This window comes from Janthinobacterium sp. BJB304 (genome assembly GCF_002735765.1).
In the GTDB taxonomy this organism is placed as follows: Bacteria; Pseudomonadota; Gammaproteobacteria; order Burkholderiales; family Burkholderiaceae_D; genus Janthinobacterium.
On the sequence record NZ_PDZN01000007.1, the window covers coordinates 44,286 to 60,639 of the forward strand.

The following is a 16,354-nucleotide window of genomic DNA, read 5'->3' on the forward strand; positions in this document are numbered from 1 at the left end:
TTTGCCGGCCTTTTACATCAGGCGGTCACGCTCAGAACTGCACCGTGTACGACGCGCCCACCGTGCGGCCCTGGCCGATGATGACGGTGTCGCCGTTGACGGCGCCGGGCACGAAGCTGGTCAAGGTGTGGTTGCGGTAGACCTTGTCGGCCAGGTTGTTCGCATATGCCGTGATCCGCTGCTTGCCGCCCGGGAGCACGTACGACAGGCGCGCATTGGCCAGGGCGAAGCCGCCCTGATTCAGCAGGCCGCGCGCGTCGCTCTGCGGGTCGACATAGTAGTACTGCTTCGACGTGTAGCGCACGTCGCCGCTGAAGACCAGCTGCGCGCCATTGCCCAGCGGGTAGCGGTAGTCGGCCGCCAGCAGGGCCGTCACGTGGGGCGAGCGCACGAATTCGTTGCCGGAACGGTCGCCGCCATTGTTCTGGATGGCGAAGTCGTCGAATTCCGTGCGCAGCAGGCCCAGGTTGGCGTTGACGTGCAGATTGTCCGTCGGCTGCGCCTCGATCTCGAATTCCGCGCCGTTGACGTGGGCCTTGCGCACGTTTTGCAAGTAATTGACGCTTTGCGTGGGGTCGCCGTTGTACACGCCCGTGATATTGACCTGCACGTTCTTGTAATCATAGTGAAAAACGTTGGCGTTGAAATTCAAGCGCCCGTCCAGCCATTCGGACTTGATGCCGGCCTCGAACGAGTTCAGGGTTTCCGGCTTCACCGTATTGAGCGCCCGCACGTCCGTGGCGCTCGTGTTGTAGCCGCCCGACTTGATGCCGTGCGCGTATTTCAGGTAGCCGCGCAGGGTGCGGCTGAAGCGGTATTCGGGCGTCACGTCATACGTCAGCGCATTCCACGTGGTCGATGGATTCGACGTGAAGTTATTGTTGGCGACCGAGGCGGCCGTGTAATTGCCGCCCCGGACCGTGTTCCACCAGTTGGCCGCGTCGCCGAACGTCACCGTGTTCGACACGGCCTGCACGCGACGCAAGTCGAGGTCCTTGGTTTCCGTGGTCCAGCGCAGGCCGAAGGTGGACAGCAGCTGCTCGCTGAAGTTGACGGTCGTGCTGCCGAAGATGGCCGCGCTGCGCGCCTTGTGCTGGTAAATGGTACGGTTGTAGCCGACGGGCTGGGTGCTGCCCGCCAGCGCCGGCACGGTACCGTTGGGCAGGCGCGCGCCGGCCGAATCGGCATCGATCTTTTCATTGAAGTAGAACAGACCCGCCACCCAGCTCACGGCGCCGTTCTGCGGCGACGTCAGGCGCAGCTCCTGCGACACTTGCCGGCTGCTGGCCTTGGAACGGCTGCGGCCCACTTCCAGCGGCGTATTGTCGCTGTCGCCCGTGGCTTCGTTCCTGAAATTTTCATAGCCCGTGATGGAAGTGAGGGTCAGCTCGCCCAGCGCATATTCGAGGTTCAGCTGGGCGCCGCCCTGTTTCACGTCGCTGTCGGCCGGCGCGTTCGTGCTGACGTCGTCGGGATTCGTGCTGGGGATGTAGCCGTTGCGGTACACGCCATTGGCGCCATAGCTGGCCACGGTGGTGGTGGCGCCCTTGGTCGTATAGTCGCGGTAATGGAGGTTCAGGTTCGCCGTCAGGTCGCGCCCGATCAGGGCCTTGAGCTGGCCACGGATGGCGCTGTCCTTGAGTTTTCCATCGCGTTCGCCCGTAAACTGGTTGCGGAAGCGGCCCTTGTCCTGCTGCTCCGTATGGAAGGACAGCCGCCCCGCCAGCACCTCGTCGACCAGCGCACCGCCGATGGCACCTTCGGCCACGGTGGTGTCGTAGCTGCCGTAGTCAAGCTTGGCGTAGCCGCTGGACTTGAACGAAGGTTTGCGCGAAATGACGTTGATGGCGCCGCCCGTCGTGTTCTTGCCCCACAAGGTGCCTTGCGGGCCGCGCAGCACTTCCACCCGATCCAGGTCGAACAGGGGAAAGCCCGTGGCGCTGGAATTGCTGATGTAGACGTCGTCGAGGTAGAAGCCGACGGGATTCGGAAAGTCCACCTGCTGCTGGCCCGCGCCCACGCCGCGTATCCACCAGCGCGGGCGGCCATGCTGCTGCGTGCCGGCCGAGGCGTTCGGCACGTAATTGAGGATTTCGCTGGCCGAGCGGCCGATGCCCGTGTCGAGCAGCTCCTTGCCACCCAGGACCGTGATCGCGCTGGGCACCTTCTGCGCCGATTCTTCGCGCTTTTGCGCCGTCACCGTCACCGATTGCAGCGAGGCGCCCTCGCCGGCGCCATTCGCGTCAGCCGCAGCGATGACATCGGCGCCAGGCGTTTCCGCATGGGCCAACCCTGGGGCGAGCATCAGGCCGCCGATGGCGAAGGCCGAGCGCAGCGCGCGGCGCACTGGCGTCAAATGAAGAGGAGATGGGGAAGAGGCGGCGGGGGCAGTCGAACGGCGCATGGGTGATTATCCTTGAGTAAAGTCAAAACGCGAGATGGTGATGACCAGTATTGCAAGGGGCATGCCCGCTGCCGCAGCGCAGCAAAATGGACCTTAAGTGCTTGATTTCAAAGGAAGACTATCGTCATGATAGCGCTGTTGATTTGGCAGCAGCGGCAGCGCCGCGTGCTGCCTGCGCGACAGCAGGCGGTGGCGCTGCTGTCGCGGCAACAGGGGAAAGGATCAGGCGGCGCGCAGCAGTGCCGCCGTGTGGCCGCGCACGAGCGGCAGCACTTCCTCGCCCACCCTGTACGCTTCTTCCAGGTGCGGCGTGCTGGCCAGGATGAAGGCGTCGGCGCCCAGCTGCACCAGCTCGTCCAGGCGTTCGGCCACCTGCTGGTAGCTGCCGACGATGCCCTGCGTCTGCCCGCCGCGCAGCAGATTGAAGCCGGACCAGATGTTCGGCGCCGTGATCAGGTCCTTGTAGCTGTTCAAGGTGGTCGGGCGGTTGCCCCGCTGGCGCGCCGCACCCACGGAATCGCCGCCATCGGCGCCGAGGAACTGGCGCAGGGTGGCGGCATCGACGGCCTCAAAGCCCTTGCGCACCTCATCCCACGCCTCTTCTTCCGTGGCGCGGGCGACGATATCGACGCGCACGGCGCACTTGATCTTGCGCCCCAGCAGCGCCGTCTTTTCCTGCACGCGGGCGAATTTCTCGCGCAGCTGCTCGAACGGTTCCAGCCACGTCAGGTAGTAATCGGCGTGCTTCGAGGCCGAACCGAGGGCCGCGTCGGACGAGCCTGAAAAATAGATCTCGGGAAAGTCCTGCTCCGACAACGGCGTGGCCAGGCCCGCGCCTTCCACCTGGTAAAACTTGCCCTGGTAGGAAAACGGCCCGCCGCGCCACACGCCGCGCACCACGTCGAGAAATTCCGTCGTGCGCGTATAGCGGTCGTCGTGGCCGGCCGCATCGCCCCACCACAGCTGCGCCGGGCCGCCGCCGCCCGTGATGACGTTGTACAGGGCGCGGCCGCCCGTGGCCCGCTGCAGGCTGGCCGTCATGCGCGCGGCCACCACGGGGTTCAGAAAGCCGGGCTGGAACGGAATCATGAAGCGGAAAGTACGCGTTTCGCGCGCCAGCAGCGCGGAAATGGCCCATGGTTCATCCGTCATGGGAAACGACGGAATCAGGCCGCCCTGGAAGCCCGATAGTTCGGCCGCGCGGGCGATTTCCGCCAGGTAGTCGATGTAGGTAAAACCGTCGGCGCCGCCGCCACCGAGGCCGGCCTGGCGCAGGTTGTCATTGCCGGGGAACCAGTCGCCGCGAAACGGCGTGCGGGCGCGGTGCGAACTCGGTTCGCCATGCGTGGGGATGCGCCAGAAAAAATCGATTGCCATGTAGGGTACTCCTTAATAAGTTGGATTCAGGCCGCTTGCAGCTGGGCGCTCAACGCTGCCCGCACGCGAGGCAGCACGTGTTCGCCGATGCGGTAGGCTTCCTCGAAATGGGGGATGGCCGCCAGCACGAAGCTGGAAACTCCGGCCTGCGCATACGCTTGCAGCGCGGCGGCCACCTGCGCATAACTGCCCACCAGGGCCCCGTGGGAGCCCGTTTGCGCTTGCGCAAAGCCGGGCCAGAACGCGGCAGTGCCGCCGTCGGACGGCAGTTCATCTGGCAGACCCGCGCCGCTGCGGTAACGGCGCGCGTCGCGCAAGGCTTCGTCGAACGTTTCACGGGCCAGCACGTCGATGCGCAAACCCGCCGCCACGGCGCGGCCCAGCTGGCGCGCCTGCGTCTGCAGGCTGCCGATGGAAGGCTGCAAGTCCGCCACGGGCGCCGCATCGAACACGTGCACGTCGGCCTGTCGCGCCGACAGGGCCAGCGCCTCGGGCGTCTCCCCCGTCAGGTAAATACTATTCACAGCATGGTTCGCCAGCGGCCCCTTGAAGCCGCCATCCTGCACTTCGAAGAACCTGCCCTTGAAGCTGAACGGCGACGTGTTCTGTACGCCGCGCGCCACCGTGATGAATTCATCGATGCGGGGCAGAATATCGGCGTCCGGCACCGCATCGCCCTGGCGCCTGCGCGCGGCCGCATCGCCGCCGTGGCCGATCTGCCAGGCGAAGCGCCCGCCCGTGAAGCGCTGGAAGCTGACGGCGTTCTTTGCCGCGTACACGGCAGAACCCCAGGCCGCGTCGAATTCGGCGATCAGCTTCAGGTGGCGCGTGCTGCGGGCCAGGTAGCCGGCGACGATCCAGCTTTCATCGCCCTGCGTATCGTGGCGTATCTGGATGCCGTCGAAGCCGGAAAGGTCGGCCGCGCGGGCGATCTGGTGCAGGTAGTCGAAGTAAGTGAAGGGCGGACGCGCGCCGCACGGGTCGCTCACGCCCGCCTGCAGGGGACTGGGCGCGCCAGCGGCCCGTTCGCCCCGGCGCGTGATGCCGGGCGCCGCATAACGGCCGTCGCCGCTGGTGGGCAATTGCCAGATGAATTCGATGGTCATGCATGGACTCCTGTCGTGGGTCGAAGAAAACACCGCCGCACATTGGCGCGGCGGCCTGCCCTTCCCTCCTCGCAGAAAGCATGCCATGCGCTAGATACCCATCGACGTCCGAAGCTGCTGCTTGCGCAGCAATCGGCTGTACTTATGGCAGCAATGTGCTGCGCGTGCAGCAGCCATGAAAAAAGCCGGAGCCGCAGCGCTGCGGGTCCGGCTCCAGGAGATCCATCACGCGCCTAGTCGATGGCGCCCGCCTTTTTCAAAAAGGTGCGCAGGATGTTGCGGCTCAGGTTCAGGTGTTTCGCCGTGCGCACCTGGTTGCGCTCATTGCGCTCCCACGCGGCGCGCACCAGTTCCTGCTGCATCGCTTCGAATTCCACGGCCTCGCCCGAGTCGAGCAAGGCTTGCCAGGCGCGGGCAAAGCGCTCGGCGGCCAATAAATCGTCCTGGCCGGCCGCGCCGTGGGCCGCGTAGGCGATGTCGGCGCCGCCGGCCCACGCGTCCGGCACGGGCACAGGGGCCGATGCAGGCGCCGGAGCGCGGTGCCAGCCCGACAAGCTCAGGTCTTCGGCGCGCACGACGCCGCTGCGGCACACGAGCAGCGCGCGGTGAATGACGTTTTCCAGTTCGCGGATATTGCCCGGCCATGGATAGCCGAGCAAGGCCTCCTGCGCATCAAGGTCCAGCTCCACCTCGCCCAGGTGCAGGCGCTGCGCATAGATGGCCATGAAGTGGCGCGTCAGCGGCATGATATCGCCCGGACGCTCGCGCAGGGGACGCAGCGGCAGGCCAATCACCTGCAGGCGGTAATACAGGTCTTCGCGGAAGCGCCCGGCCCGCACGGCTTCGGCCAGGTCCACGTTCGTGGCGGCGATCAGGCGCACGTCGATGGGAATGGCGCGCCGCGCGCCCAGGCGCACCACTTCGCGCTCCTGCAGCACGCGCAGCAGCTTGACCTGCATCGCCAGCGGCAAGTCGCCGATTTCATCGAGGAACAGGGTGCCGCCGCTGGCCGTCTCGAACCAGCCCGGCTTGCCCTGCTGCGCGCCCGTAAATGCTCCCTTTTCATAGCCAAACAGTTCGCTCTCGACCAGGGTTTCGGAAAACGCGCCGCAGTTGATCGCCACGAAAGTCTGCTCGGCGCGCCCGCTCAAGCCGTGCACATGGCGCGCAATCAGCTCTTTTCCCGTCCCCGTCTCGCCCGTGATCAGCACCGTCGCCTCGCTGGGCGCGATGCGTTCGATCAGTTCATGCAACTGGCGCGAACGGGGGTCGGCAAAGACAAAGGCCGTGGCGCGCACCAGCAAGCTCATTTGCTGCGGGTCGCGGAAGGCGACGAGCGCCTCGCTGTCGCCGTCAGCGCCGGCGCCCGCGCCACGGGCCAGGTGGGCGCTGCGCGCGAAATCGCTGCTGAAATTGTGGGCTAAGAGTTCCATGGGCCGACTATACCGCGCGCCATCTGCCGGCGTGAACGAATGGTGCCGCGCTAGCTTATCCGGATTTTGCATATACGGGCGCTGGCCCCTTGCTGGCCCGAAGCTTGCATCAGTATTGACGCAGATCATGTCGCCAACCCACCACGGAGCTTCCCCCATGCCAGCACGCCAGCTCGTCCTGAACGTCTTTTTGCAGCGCCACGGCCACCACCCTGCCGCCTGGCGCCATCCGTCCGCCAGCGCCAGCGGACGGCCCGACCTGGCCTGGTGGCTGCGCGCCGCCAGGCTGGCCGAGGCGGCCAGGTTCGACAGCTTTTTCATCGCCGACTTCATCGGCCGCTCGGGCGACGTCATGCCCGACACGGGCCGCGCCGCCATCGGCCTGCCGTTCGAACCCTTCACGCTGCTGTCGGCGATTGCCGCCGTCACCAGCCACATCGGCCTGATCGCCACCGTCAACACGAATTACGAGCACCCGTATCACGTGGCGCGCAAATTCAGTTCGCTCGACCATCTGAGCGGCGGGCGCGCCGGCTGGAACGTCGTTTCCTCGTTCGCCGAGCATACGGCGCGCAATTTCGGCATCGATGCGCCGCGCAGCCACGCGCAGCGCTATGCGCGCGCCGATGAATTCGTCGCCCTGTCCAAGGCCCTGTGGGACAGCTGGGACGACGACGCCTTCGAGCGGCCTGACCGCGCCGGCGGCCAGTTCTACCAGCTGGCAGCCGGCCATGCGCTCGATTTCCGGGGCGAGTATTTCGCCTCGCAAGGCTTGCTGGACTTGCCCCGCCCCGTGCAGGGCCACCCCGTGCTGGTCCAGGCGGGCAATTCCGAGACGGGCCGCGAATTTGCCGCGCGCCTGGCCGAGATGGTGTACTGCTCCGCCACCTCGCTGCCCGTGGCGCAGGCGTATTACGCGGACGTGAAAGGCCGCATGGCGAAATATGGCCGCGCCGAAGATCAATTGAAAGTCACGCCGGGCCTGTCCGTCGTGGTGGCGGAGTCGGACCAGCAGGCGCAGGACCAGTTCGGCGAGCTGCAGGACCTGGTCGACTTCAGCAACCTGGAATTTGGCGGCTTCGACTTGTCCGGCTATCCGCTCGACGGCCCCCTGCCCGACCTGCCCTACGAGGCGGGCGACAATGGCAAGGGACGTTTTCAACAGCAGCTGGAGCTGGCCCGCCGCGAGCACCTGACCTTGCGCCAGCTGGTGCTGCGCTTTCGCGTGGCGCGCGGCCATCTGCAAGCCGTCGGCTCCGTCAAGACGGTGGCCGACGTGATGGAGCAGTGGTTCGTGGAACGGGGCGCGGACGGTTTCAACGTCGTGCCGCCGCTGCTGCCGCAGGGTTTCGAGGACTTTACGCGGCTGGTGGTGCCGGAACTGCAGCGGCGCGGCCTGTTCCGCACCGAGTATGCCAGCAGCACCCTGCGCGGCCACCTGGGACTGGCGCGGCCCGCCAATCCGCATACGCGGGCGCGGGCCGCCTGATCAATCAGGATCCGGATCAAAATGCTTGCGCAAGCCTTGCCAGCATTCGAAATAGTCGTTTTGCAGCAGGCCGCCGTCCAGCGCGAACGGCGTGGGCTTGAGGATGGTGCGCGTCTCGAACATGAAAGCCATGGTATCGGCCACCTTCACGGGCGCGGACGTATCGCTGTGCGAGGCTTTCTCGAACGTCTGCGCATCGGGGCCGTGGCCGGACATGCAGTTGTGCAGGCTGGCGCCGCCAGGTACAAAACCGGCCGCCTTGGCGTCGTACACGCCGTGGATCAGCCCCATGAATTCGCTGGCCACGTTGCGGTGGAACCAGGGCGGGCGGAACGTGTGCTCGGCGGCCAGCCAGCGGGGTGGGAAGATGGCGAAGTCGATCGCGCCCAGCAGCGGATTTTCGCTCGGCGCCTGCAGCACGAGGAAGATCGACGGGTCCGGATGGTCGTAGCTGATGGAGCCGATGACATTAAAGCGGCGCAAATCGTATTTATACGGTGCGTAATTGCCATGCCAGGCGACGACGTCGAGCGGCGAATGGTCGAGGGTCGTGCGCCACAGATGGCCGCCGAACTTGGCCACCAGTTCGCAATCGCCCTCGATATCCTCGTAGGCCGCGTGCGGCGTGAGGAAATCGCGGCTGTTGGCCAGGCCGTTCGAGCCGATGGGCCCCATGTCCGGCAAACGGAAAGCGGTGCCGAAGTTTTCGCACACATAACCGCGCGCCTGGCCGTCCGGCAGGGTGACGCGGAAGCGCACGCCGCGGGGAATCACGGCGATTTCCTGCGGTTCCAGTTCGATCAGCCCCAGTTCCGTGGCAATCGCCAGCCGCCCTTCCTGCGGCACGACCAGCAATTCACCGTCGGCCGAATAAAAGAAGCGCTGCATGGAGCGGTTGGCCGCATACACGTGGATGGCGCAGCCGCTCATCGCTTCGGCGCTGCCGTTTCCCGCCATCGTCTGCCAGCCGTCGATGAAGTCCACCGGCGTGGCGCTGTCGGACAGCGGCAGCGGGTCCCAGCGCAGCTGGTTCGGCGGCGTCGGCGGCATCGCATGAAAATCGCTGGCGATGCGCGTGTTTGCCAGCGGCGTGAATGGCGGATGCTGGCTGGCCGGGCGGATGCGGTACAGCCAGGAACGCCGGTTCTGCGCGCGCGGCGCCGTAAACGCCGTGCCCGACAACTGCTCCGCATACAGGCCCAGCGGCGCCTTCTGTGGCGAATTCTGTCCCTGCGGCAAGGCGCCGGCGATGGCTTCCGTGGCAAACTCGTTGCCGAAGCCGCTTTGGTAGCCGGCGCCTATCATGCGCTCTCCGCCAGGCCGTCGGCCGCGTCGCGCAGCAAGCCTTGCACCACGTCGGCCTTGCCGATGGCGCCCATGGCCAGCAAGGCGAAGCGGGCCAGGAACAAGGGCGAGCGCTGTTCGCCCAGGCCGCCCATGGTGTGGCACAGCTCGGTGTAAAGATTGTCCAGTTCGATGTCGGTCATATGATCTCCTTGTTACTTTGATTGGGCGATGCCGGCCGCTGCCAGCGCTGCCACCACCTGCCCCACCCTCACCTGGCGCCAGCGTCCCAGCACGTGCCCATCCGGGCGCACGAGATAAAACGTGCCTGGCTGCGCGTCAAACAGCGAGCATACCTGCGCCGTGTGGTCCCAGGCGCCCCCTTGCTCCCCGCTGCGGACGATCGCCACGGTCGTCAACGGCAAGCTGTCGCCCAGCGCCAGCAGTTCCGCGGGCACCGTGCCATCCTCGCTGAAATACAGGCCCGTGAAATGGCCATCGGCGCGCTGCACCAGATCGGTAATATACCGCGCTTTTTGGCCGCCGTTGTGCGGCAGCGCGAGCGGGCACTCGGGCAAGACCGTGCCCGGCGCGGGACCGGCCGCGAACACGTCCAGCTCAGGCGCATTCAAGGCCGATTGCGCATACGCGATGGCGCTGGTCTGGCGCGGGTTGATCAGCGAGCGCACGTGTGCGTGCTTGCCCGCCAGGCCCAGCACTGCCGTGCGCATCAGTTCGAAGGCGAACGTGGGCGGCGCCATGAATTCCGTGCTTTTCGTGCCGTGACGCAGGTTTTCATGGGCGGCGTACACACGTTCATTCGAATAGCTGTCGAGCAAGCTATCAGGCGCCTGCCCCTTGACGACATAGGCGAGTTTCCAGGCCAGATTGTCGGCGTCGTCGATGCCGGAATTGGCCCCGCGCACGCCGAAGATCGGCACCAGGTGGGCGGCGTCGCCCGCGAACAACACGGCGCCGTGCCGGTATTTGTCCAGGGTCAAGGCGTTGGCTTTATAAATGGTGATCCACACGGGGTGCCATGGCTGTGTCTCCCCCATCATGGCCAGCAGGCTGTCGACGCGGGGTGCCACGTTTTCCAGCAGCACCGCCGCCTGCGCATCCTCATCGTCGCGTAGCTGGTAATCGATGCGCCAGATATCGTCTGGCTGCTTGTGCACCAGCACGGTCGAGCCGGGGTTCGACGGCGGGTCGAAATACGCGAGGCGCTCCGTGGGGCGCTCGCTTTTCAAATGGATGTCGACGATCACATAGCGGCCTTCATAGCTGGTGCCCTGCAATTTCAAGCCCAGCGCCTCGCGCACGGCGCTGCGCCCGCCATCGGCCGCCACCAGCCAGTCCGCGTCGATGGTGTAGGTGTCATCGGGCGTGGCCAGCGTGACCGTGGCGCCATCGGCGCGCTGCTGCACGCCAGTGACGCGCGTTTGCCAGCGGATATCGATTAGCTCCGGCTGGCGTTCGGCCGCATCGAGCAGGAATTGCTCGATATGGTATTGCGCCAGGTTAACCATCGGCGGCAATTTCTGGTTCGCGTCTTGCGGCATCGTAAAGTGCAGCACTTCCTCGTCGCGGTAAAAACTGCGGCCGCCCGCCCACGGCAAGCCTTTGCTGATAAAACCGTCGAGCGCACCGAGGCGGTCGATGATTTCCAGGCTGCGCCGCGAGATGCAGATGGCGCGGCTGCCCGTGCAGACGCCATCGTCCGCCTCGATCAGCACCGAGCGCACGCCGTGGCGGGCCAGGCCCAGGGCCGTGGCCAGGCCCACGGGGCCGCCGCCGACGATCAGGACCGGCACGTGCTGCGTGCCGGCACCCGCAGGCTTGCCGGGCGGATACACTTTCGGCACATGGGGATAAGGGTGAAACGTGTCGCGCATGATGGTGTCCTCTCAAGAATGTGTTTTGCCGCCGCGCGCAATCGGCAGGGTCAGCACGATGGCAGCCCCGACCACCAGCAGCACGCTGGCATACAGCAAGCCCGTGGCAAAGCTGTGCGTGAAATCCTTCAGCCAGCCCACGACGACGGGATTGAGGGCCGAGCCGATATTGCCCGTGGCATTGATGACGGCGATGCCGATGGCGCGCGCGCCCAGGCTCAGGGCCCGGTCCGGCGTGGTCCAGAAGACGGACATGGCCGTGTAGGCGCCCGTCGAGGCCATGCACACGCCCAGCAACTGCAGCACGGGGTTGCCAGAATAGGCGGTCAACAGCCAACCAAAGGCCGACAGCAGCATAGGCCAGACGATATGCCAGCGGCGCTCCTGCAAGCGGTCCGAGCGGCGGCCCCACAGAATCATGCCGATGACGGTGCAGACCTGCGGTATCGCCGCCAGCAGCCCGATCTGGGTGTTGCTGGCGCCGCTATTGAAACTTTTCACGATCAGCGGCGTCCACACGGCCACCATGGCCACCATGGCCAGGGTATTCACCAGGCAAAAGTAGGCGATGCCGAATTTCAGCACGGTGGGCGACAGCATTTCCGCCAGCACGGAGACTTTTTGCCGGGGCGCATCAGGCTTGTGCTCGGCGGCCAGCATGCGCGCCAGCACCTGCTGTTCCAGCTTGCCCAGCCAGTTTGCCTTGTTGGGCGCGTCGTCGAGGTAGCCGTAGACGGCCAGGCCCAGCAGCACGGAAGGCATGCCTTCGAGCAAGAACAGCCATTGCCAGCCTTTCAAGCCCCAGTGACCGTCCAGCCCCAGGATCAGGCCCGACAGGGCCGAACCGATGGCGGCCGTGACCGGCATGGCGATCATGAACAGAGCATTGGCGCGCGCCCGGTAGGCGCTGGGAAACCAGTACGTGAGGTAGAGCAGCATGCCGGGCAGGAAGCCCGCCTCCGTCACGCCCACCAAAAAGCGCAGCGCGTAGAGGCTGGCCGGGCCGCCGGCGAACAGGGTTGCCGTCGAGGCCAGGCCCCAGGCAATCATCATGCTGCCGATCCATTTACGCGCGCCGATGCGCGCCAGCACGATATTGCTGGGGATGCTGCAAGCGATGTAGGCGATGTAAAACAGGGTGGTGGCAAAGCCGAACTGGGTGCCGGACAGGCCCAGGTCTTGCATCATGGTCAGGCCGGCAAAGCCGATGTTGATGCGGTCAAGAAAGGAAAACACGAACAGCAGGAACAGAAAACCCAGCAGATGGCGCGATACCTTGCGCATCACCTGCTGTTCCAGTTGCACGCTGGCCGCGTCGAGGACGGGCGCCGGGGTGGCGGCGATGGCGGGGGTGGCCCCTTGGGCGATGGTCATGCTGGTCTCCATAAGGTGTCGCCCTCCCCTTGTTGATTTTATTGGGTGAGAGCGGCCGGGTGGTCCCGGCTTGAAACACAGTATGCAGACGCGCGATGCGAACCCTGTCCCCATTTTGGGGACATTTCGCGGCGAACACAGTCAAAAAGTCGGAGCCGTCCCTACGTCCAAGGGACTAGACAGGTGCTGGCGCCATGCACAGCGCAAACAACTGGCGCTGGCTGGAAATACCCAGGCGTTTATAGGCGCGCTTCTGGTAGGTGATGACGCTTGATGGCTGCAGGCCCATGGTCTCGGCGATTTCCACGGCCGTGAAGCCTTCGAGCACGCAGCGCAGCACGTCCAGTTCGCGCTTGCTCAAGGCGGGACAATGCTGGCGCAACCTTGCCAGCATCATGGGCGCGACACCCTGCGCGGGCTGGCCGTTCAGGCTGTAGTGGTGCTTGGCCGCATGGGCGAACAGCGGCGACAGGGTCTCGATGGCGGCGATTTCGCCAGGCTGGAACTGGCCCTGGCTGTTGTCGCGGTAGAAATTGATGGACAGCCAGATATCGCCGGCCGGCTGCACCAGCAGGGACAGCCGGTCCGAGACATTCGGTTTTTGATAGCAGGTGGCGCGGTAGCCGGGATGGTCGATCTCGTCGCTCGCTTGCTGGTGCAGCACGATGGCGGGATCGATTTTCCGCCCGGACGCGGGCGCGATCACGCGCTGGTTGCCGTCGAGCGCATAGTAATGGCGCGCGTAGCTGTCCGCGATATCCTGCAGGAAACGTCCGCCGCGCCGGTCGGCCACGGCCACCGTGCGGGGCCGGTTGCCGAATTCATAGGCAAAGATCGTGCACTGGGAAATGGGCGCGGCCGTGCTGACCGTCTTCAGGATGGCCCCGGCGACGGCATTCACGTCGGCATGGCCGATGGCGGCCACCAGATCGAGGGCGCGCCCCAGATCCAGCTGCCCTTCCGCCTGCCGCCGCTCCACCTGCCAATAGCGCATGGCCGTCTCCCGTGACGCTTATTGTTGACGCTGCGGCAAGACCCAGTCCGGCCGGATGTAGTGGCAGGTGTAGCCGTGCGGCAAGCGCTGCAGATAATCCTGGTGCTCGGGTTCCGCTTCCCAGAACGGGCCGGCCGGCGCCACTTCCGTCACCACCTTGCCGGGCCACAGGCCGGACGCGTCGACGTCGCGGATCGTGTCTTCGGCCACGCGCTTTTGCTCGTCGTTCGTGTAGAAGATGGCCGAACGGTAGCTGGTGCCGCGGTCGTTGCCCTGGCGGTCCGGCGTGCTGGGATCGTGGATCTGGAAGAAAAATTCCAGGATCTTGCGGTAGCTGATGGTGCTCGGATCGAAGATGATCTCGATCGCTTCCGCATGCGTGCCGTGGTTGCGGTAGGTGGCGTTGGCGACGTCGCCGCCGCTGTAGCCCACGCGCGTGGCGATCACGCCCGGATAGCGGCGCAGCAAATCTTGCACGCCCCAGAAGCAGCCGCCGGCCAGGATCGCGGTTTCGTTGTCTTGTGCCATGGTGTCTTTCCCGTTCTCGTCAGAAGCAGCTATCTTACTCTGTCGCGCGACTTTCTTCAGCGGGCCAGCAAGCGCTTGAGCTGCGCCGCCTGGTAGGCGCCGATGGCGTCATTGAACAGGCAGCGTATCAGGGGATCGTCGACGACGTCGGCCTCCGCCAGTGCGGCCCGCGCCCCGGCAACGAAAGGACCGTCATTGATGCGCATGTACATCGACGTCAGCGATTCACCGAGCACCAGCGCCGCATGGCATTTCACCAGCGGCACTTCGGTGGTCCAGCCGGGCGCTTCGTTCGTCTCCGGCACCAGGTCAATCAAGTCGCCATGCGTGCGGTAATGCACGACGGTGGCTACGCCGTCATGGCCATACAGCGACAATCGCCACAAACGCGGTTGCTGGAAGTAGCTGTCCTCGGGCAGCTCCATGTCGCGGTAGCGCTCGAGCAAGCCACCCTGGCAAAAATCGAGCACCAGCGCCGTGTCGGCGGCACTCAAGGGTGCGAAACGGCGGGCGATGTCCGCCGTGGCGGGCGGCGGCGCGTCGGGACGGTAATCGAAATCCACGTCCTGCGGTCCGACCGGGAGCACCCAGGGCAAGGGTTCGGCGCTGCTCACTCCGTGCGCGTCGAGCAGCACGGCCGTCGACGGATCGAGGCGGAAGATGTGCGCCTCGGGCAGCGCGGCGCCGATTTCATCGGCAAAGCGGCGGTAGGTAACGGGGAACATCGCGTGGTTGTACCAGGACCAGTCTTCCTGCACGAACTGGCAGGAGCTGGGCACGAGGTAACGGGGCGCCAGCGCGCGCAGCTGCGGCACCCAGTCGTCGGGAAGTTCGACCGGGCCTCGCGCTGCCAGCGACGGCGCGATGACGGCGATCTCGCGCATGGTCTGGAATGGCCACAGCACCATGTCCCACGGCGCGAACGCGGCCAGCTGCGCCAGCGTCTCGGGGCCGATCCACGAGTCGACGACGTTCAATACGTTCAAACCCGCCGCGCGCACCTGGAACAGCGAATCGACGTCGTCGTCCAGCGCCCGGCGCGGGATCACCTCGATGGCGCCCACGCGCACGGCCACGTCGATGTGCAGGCGCTGCACTTGCGTAAAGCCGAGCGCGCGCAGCATCGCGAACAGTTCGTCGAAGACGCAGTACAGATAGATGGGCGTGGCGCGGTCGAGCGCATCGAGGCTGTCGAGCGAGCAGTGGTCGTCATGGAAGTGCGAAATGAAGACGGCGTCCCAGCGCAGCCGGCGCACGGCGTCGAGATCGAAGCGCACGGACGGAAACGCGTGGCAGTTGCGGCTGAAGGGGTTTTCAACGATGGGATCGAAGGCGATGGCCGTGCCTTCGCATTCGAAGACATAGCCGGCGTGCAGGATGCGGGAGATTTTCAGGGGCATGGGAAGCGACAAATAAGACCCGGTTGGGCAGCGCGCCATGATAGCTGAAAAGGCGCCTGCCCTGCCCCGCGTTGATTTACTTAGTACGGATTATTCAGCACATCCATCGCAAAGTACGTAAAGATCATGTCCGCGCCCGCGCGCTTAATGGCGCCCAGGGTTTCCTGCACCACGCGGCGCTCGTCGATGGCGCCCGCCTGGGCGGCGAACTTGATCATCGCGTATTCGCCGCTGACCTGGTAGGCGCCGATCGGCAAACGCGTCACTTCGCGCAGGTCGCGGATGATGTCCAGGTAGGCGCCGGCAGGTTTCACCATCAGCGCGTCCGCGCCTTCGGCTTCGTCGATTAAGGACTCGCGCACCGCTTCGCGGCGGTTCATCGGGTCCATCTGGTAGGTCTTGCGGTCGCCCTTCAGGGTGCTGCCGGCCGCATCTCGGAACGGGCCGTACAGGCCGGAGGCGAACTTGGTCGAATACGCCATCACGGGCGTGTCGTGGAAGCCGGCCGCATCTAACGCGCTGCGGATCGCCGCTACCTGGCCATCCATGGCGGCCGAAGGGGCGATGATGTCGGCGCCCGCCTGGGCCGCGATGACGGCCTGCTTGCCCAGGTTCAGCACCGTGCTGTCATTGTCGACCGTGTCGCCATGCAGGATGCCGCAATGGCCGTGGTCCGTGTATTCGCAGAAGCAGGTGTCGGACATGACCACCATTTCCGGCACGGCGTCCTTGATGATGCGCGACATGCGCGCCACCAGGCCGTCCGGGTTCAGGGTGTCCGTGCCGTGGCTGTCCTTGTGGTGCGAAATGCCGAAGGTCATGACGGAGCGCAGGCCGGCGCGCGCGTAGCGCTCGATTTCCTGCGCCAGCTTCGCCTCGGGAATGCGGCGCACGCCGGGCATGGACTTGATGTCGATGAAATCGCTGCTGCCTTCGTCGACGAAGATCGGCAGGACCAGATCGCGCGGATTGATCTCGGTTTCGCGGAACAGCTCGCGCAGTTGCGGGGTCGCGCGCAGGCGGCGCATGCGCGAAGTGGGGAATTGTGCTGGCATGGGGTGACTGGCTTC

Annotated in this window: 13 protein-coding genes; 1 reads left to right on the plus strand and 12 read right to left on the minus strand. The window is 65.6% G+C overall.

Features of this window, described 5'->3' with window-relative positions:
* Nucleotides 1-31 precede the first annotated feature (31 nt).
* The 4 genes from CSQ95_RS10085 to CSQ95_RS10100 all read right to left on the minus strand — a co-directional run bounded on the left by CSQ95_RS10085 (nt 32) and on the right by CSQ95_RS10100 (nt 6,320).
* Complete coding sequence (locus CSQ95_RS10085) at nt 32-2,404, minus strand: TonB-dependent receptor (RefSeq protein ID WP_099409387.1); 2,373 nt, start codon at nt 2,402-2,404, stop codon at nt 32-34.
* A 222-nt stretch (nt 2,405-2,626) separates the two neighbouring features.
* Nucleotides 2,627-3,781, minus strand: a complete 1,155-nt coding sequence (locus tag CSQ95_RS10090) for an LLM class flavin-dependent oxidoreductase (RefSeq protein ID WP_099409388.1) — start codon at nt 3,779-3,781, stop codon at nt 2,627-2,629.
* Between the two features lie 26 nt (nt 3,782-3,807).
* Complete coding sequence (locus CSQ95_RS10095; RefSeq protein ID WP_099409389.1) at nt 3,808-4,887, minus strand: LLM class flavin-dependent oxidoreductase; 1,080 nt, start codon at nt 4,885-4,887, stop codon at nt 3,808-3,810.
* Nucleotides 4,888-5,120: 233 nt separating this feature from the next.
* Complete coding sequence (locus CSQ95_RS10100; protein WP_099409390.1) at nt 5,121-6,320, minus strand: sigma-54-dependent Fis family transcriptional regulator; 1,200 nt, start codon at nt 6,318-6,320, stop codon at nt 5,121-5,123.
* A gap of 157 nt (nt 6,321-6,477) precedes the next feature.
* Between CSQ95_RS10100 and CSQ95_RS10105 the strand changes: the two genes are divergently transcribed.
* Nucleotides 6,478-7,809, plus strand: coding sequence for an LLM class flavin-dependent oxidoreductase (locus CSQ95_RS10105; protein WP_099409391.1), 1,332 nt, complete (start codon nt 6,478-6,480; stop codon nt 7,807-7,809).
* Here CSQ95_RS10105 and hmgA read toward each other — a convergent pair whose 3' ends face one another.
* From hmgA to hemB, 8 genes are all read right to left on the minus strand, one after another.
* Nucleotides 7,810-9,114 (minus strand): homogentisate 1,2-dioxygenase, encoded by a 1,305-nt coding sequence (gene hmgA / locus CSQ95_RS10110; protein ID WP_099409392.1) that lies wholly within the window; start codon nt 9,112-9,114, stop codon nt 7,810-7,812. It abuts the gene before it with no gap.
* Nucleotides 9,111-9,296, minus strand: a complete 186-nt coding sequence (locus tag CSQ95_RS10115; RefSeq protein WP_096235651.1) for a DUF2783 domain-containing protein — start codon at nt 9,294-9,296, stop codon at nt 9,111-9,113. Before CSQ95_RS10115 ends, hmgA begins: the two co-directional genes overlap by 4 nt.
* Before the next feature lie 12 nt (nt 9,297-9,308).
* On the minus strand, nt 9,309-10,988 hold the full coding sequence (locus CSQ95_RS10120; protein ID WP_099409393.1) for an FAD-dependent oxidoreductase: 1,680 nt from the start codon (nt 10,986-10,988) through the stop codon (nt 9,309-9,311).
* Nucleotides 10,989-11,000: 12 nt separating this feature from the next.
* A complete protein-coding gene (locus tag CSQ95_RS10125) occupies nt 11,001-12,362 on the minus strand; it encodes an MFS transporter (RefSeq protein WP_257218009.1) in 1,362 nt (453 codons plus the stop codon).
* A gap of 175 nt (nt 12,363-12,537) precedes the next feature.
* Nucleotides 12,538-13,356 carry a helix-turn-helix transcriptional regulator gene (locus CSQ95_RS10130; RefSeq protein ID WP_099409395.1) on the minus strand — a complete coding sequence of 273 codons (819 nt, stop codon included), beginning with the start codon at nt 13,354-13,356 and terminating at the stop codon, nt 12,538-12,540.
* An 18-nt stretch (nt 13,357-13,374) separates the two neighbouring features.
* Nucleotides 13,375-13,884, minus strand: a complete 510-nt coding sequence (gene msrA / locus CSQ95_RS10135; protein ID WP_070218447.1) for a peptide-methionine (S)-S-oxide reductase MsrA — start codon at nt 13,882-13,884, stop codon at nt 13,375-13,377.
* 56 nt (nt 13,885-13,940) lie between these two features.
* Complete coding sequence (locus tag CSQ95_RS10140; protein WP_099409396.1) at nt 13,941-15,284, minus strand: MBL fold metallo-hydrolase; 1,344 nt, start codon at nt 15,282-15,284, stop codon at nt 13,941-13,943.
* An 80-nt stretch (nt 15,285-15,364) separates the two neighbouring features.
* Nucleotides 15,365-16,339, minus strand: a complete 975-nt coding sequence (gene hemB / locus CSQ95_RS10145) for a porphobilinogen synthase (RefSeq protein ID WP_070218449.1) — start codon at nt 16,337-16,339, stop codon at nt 15,365-15,367.
* Nucleotides 16,340-16,354 lie beyond the last annotated feature (15 nt).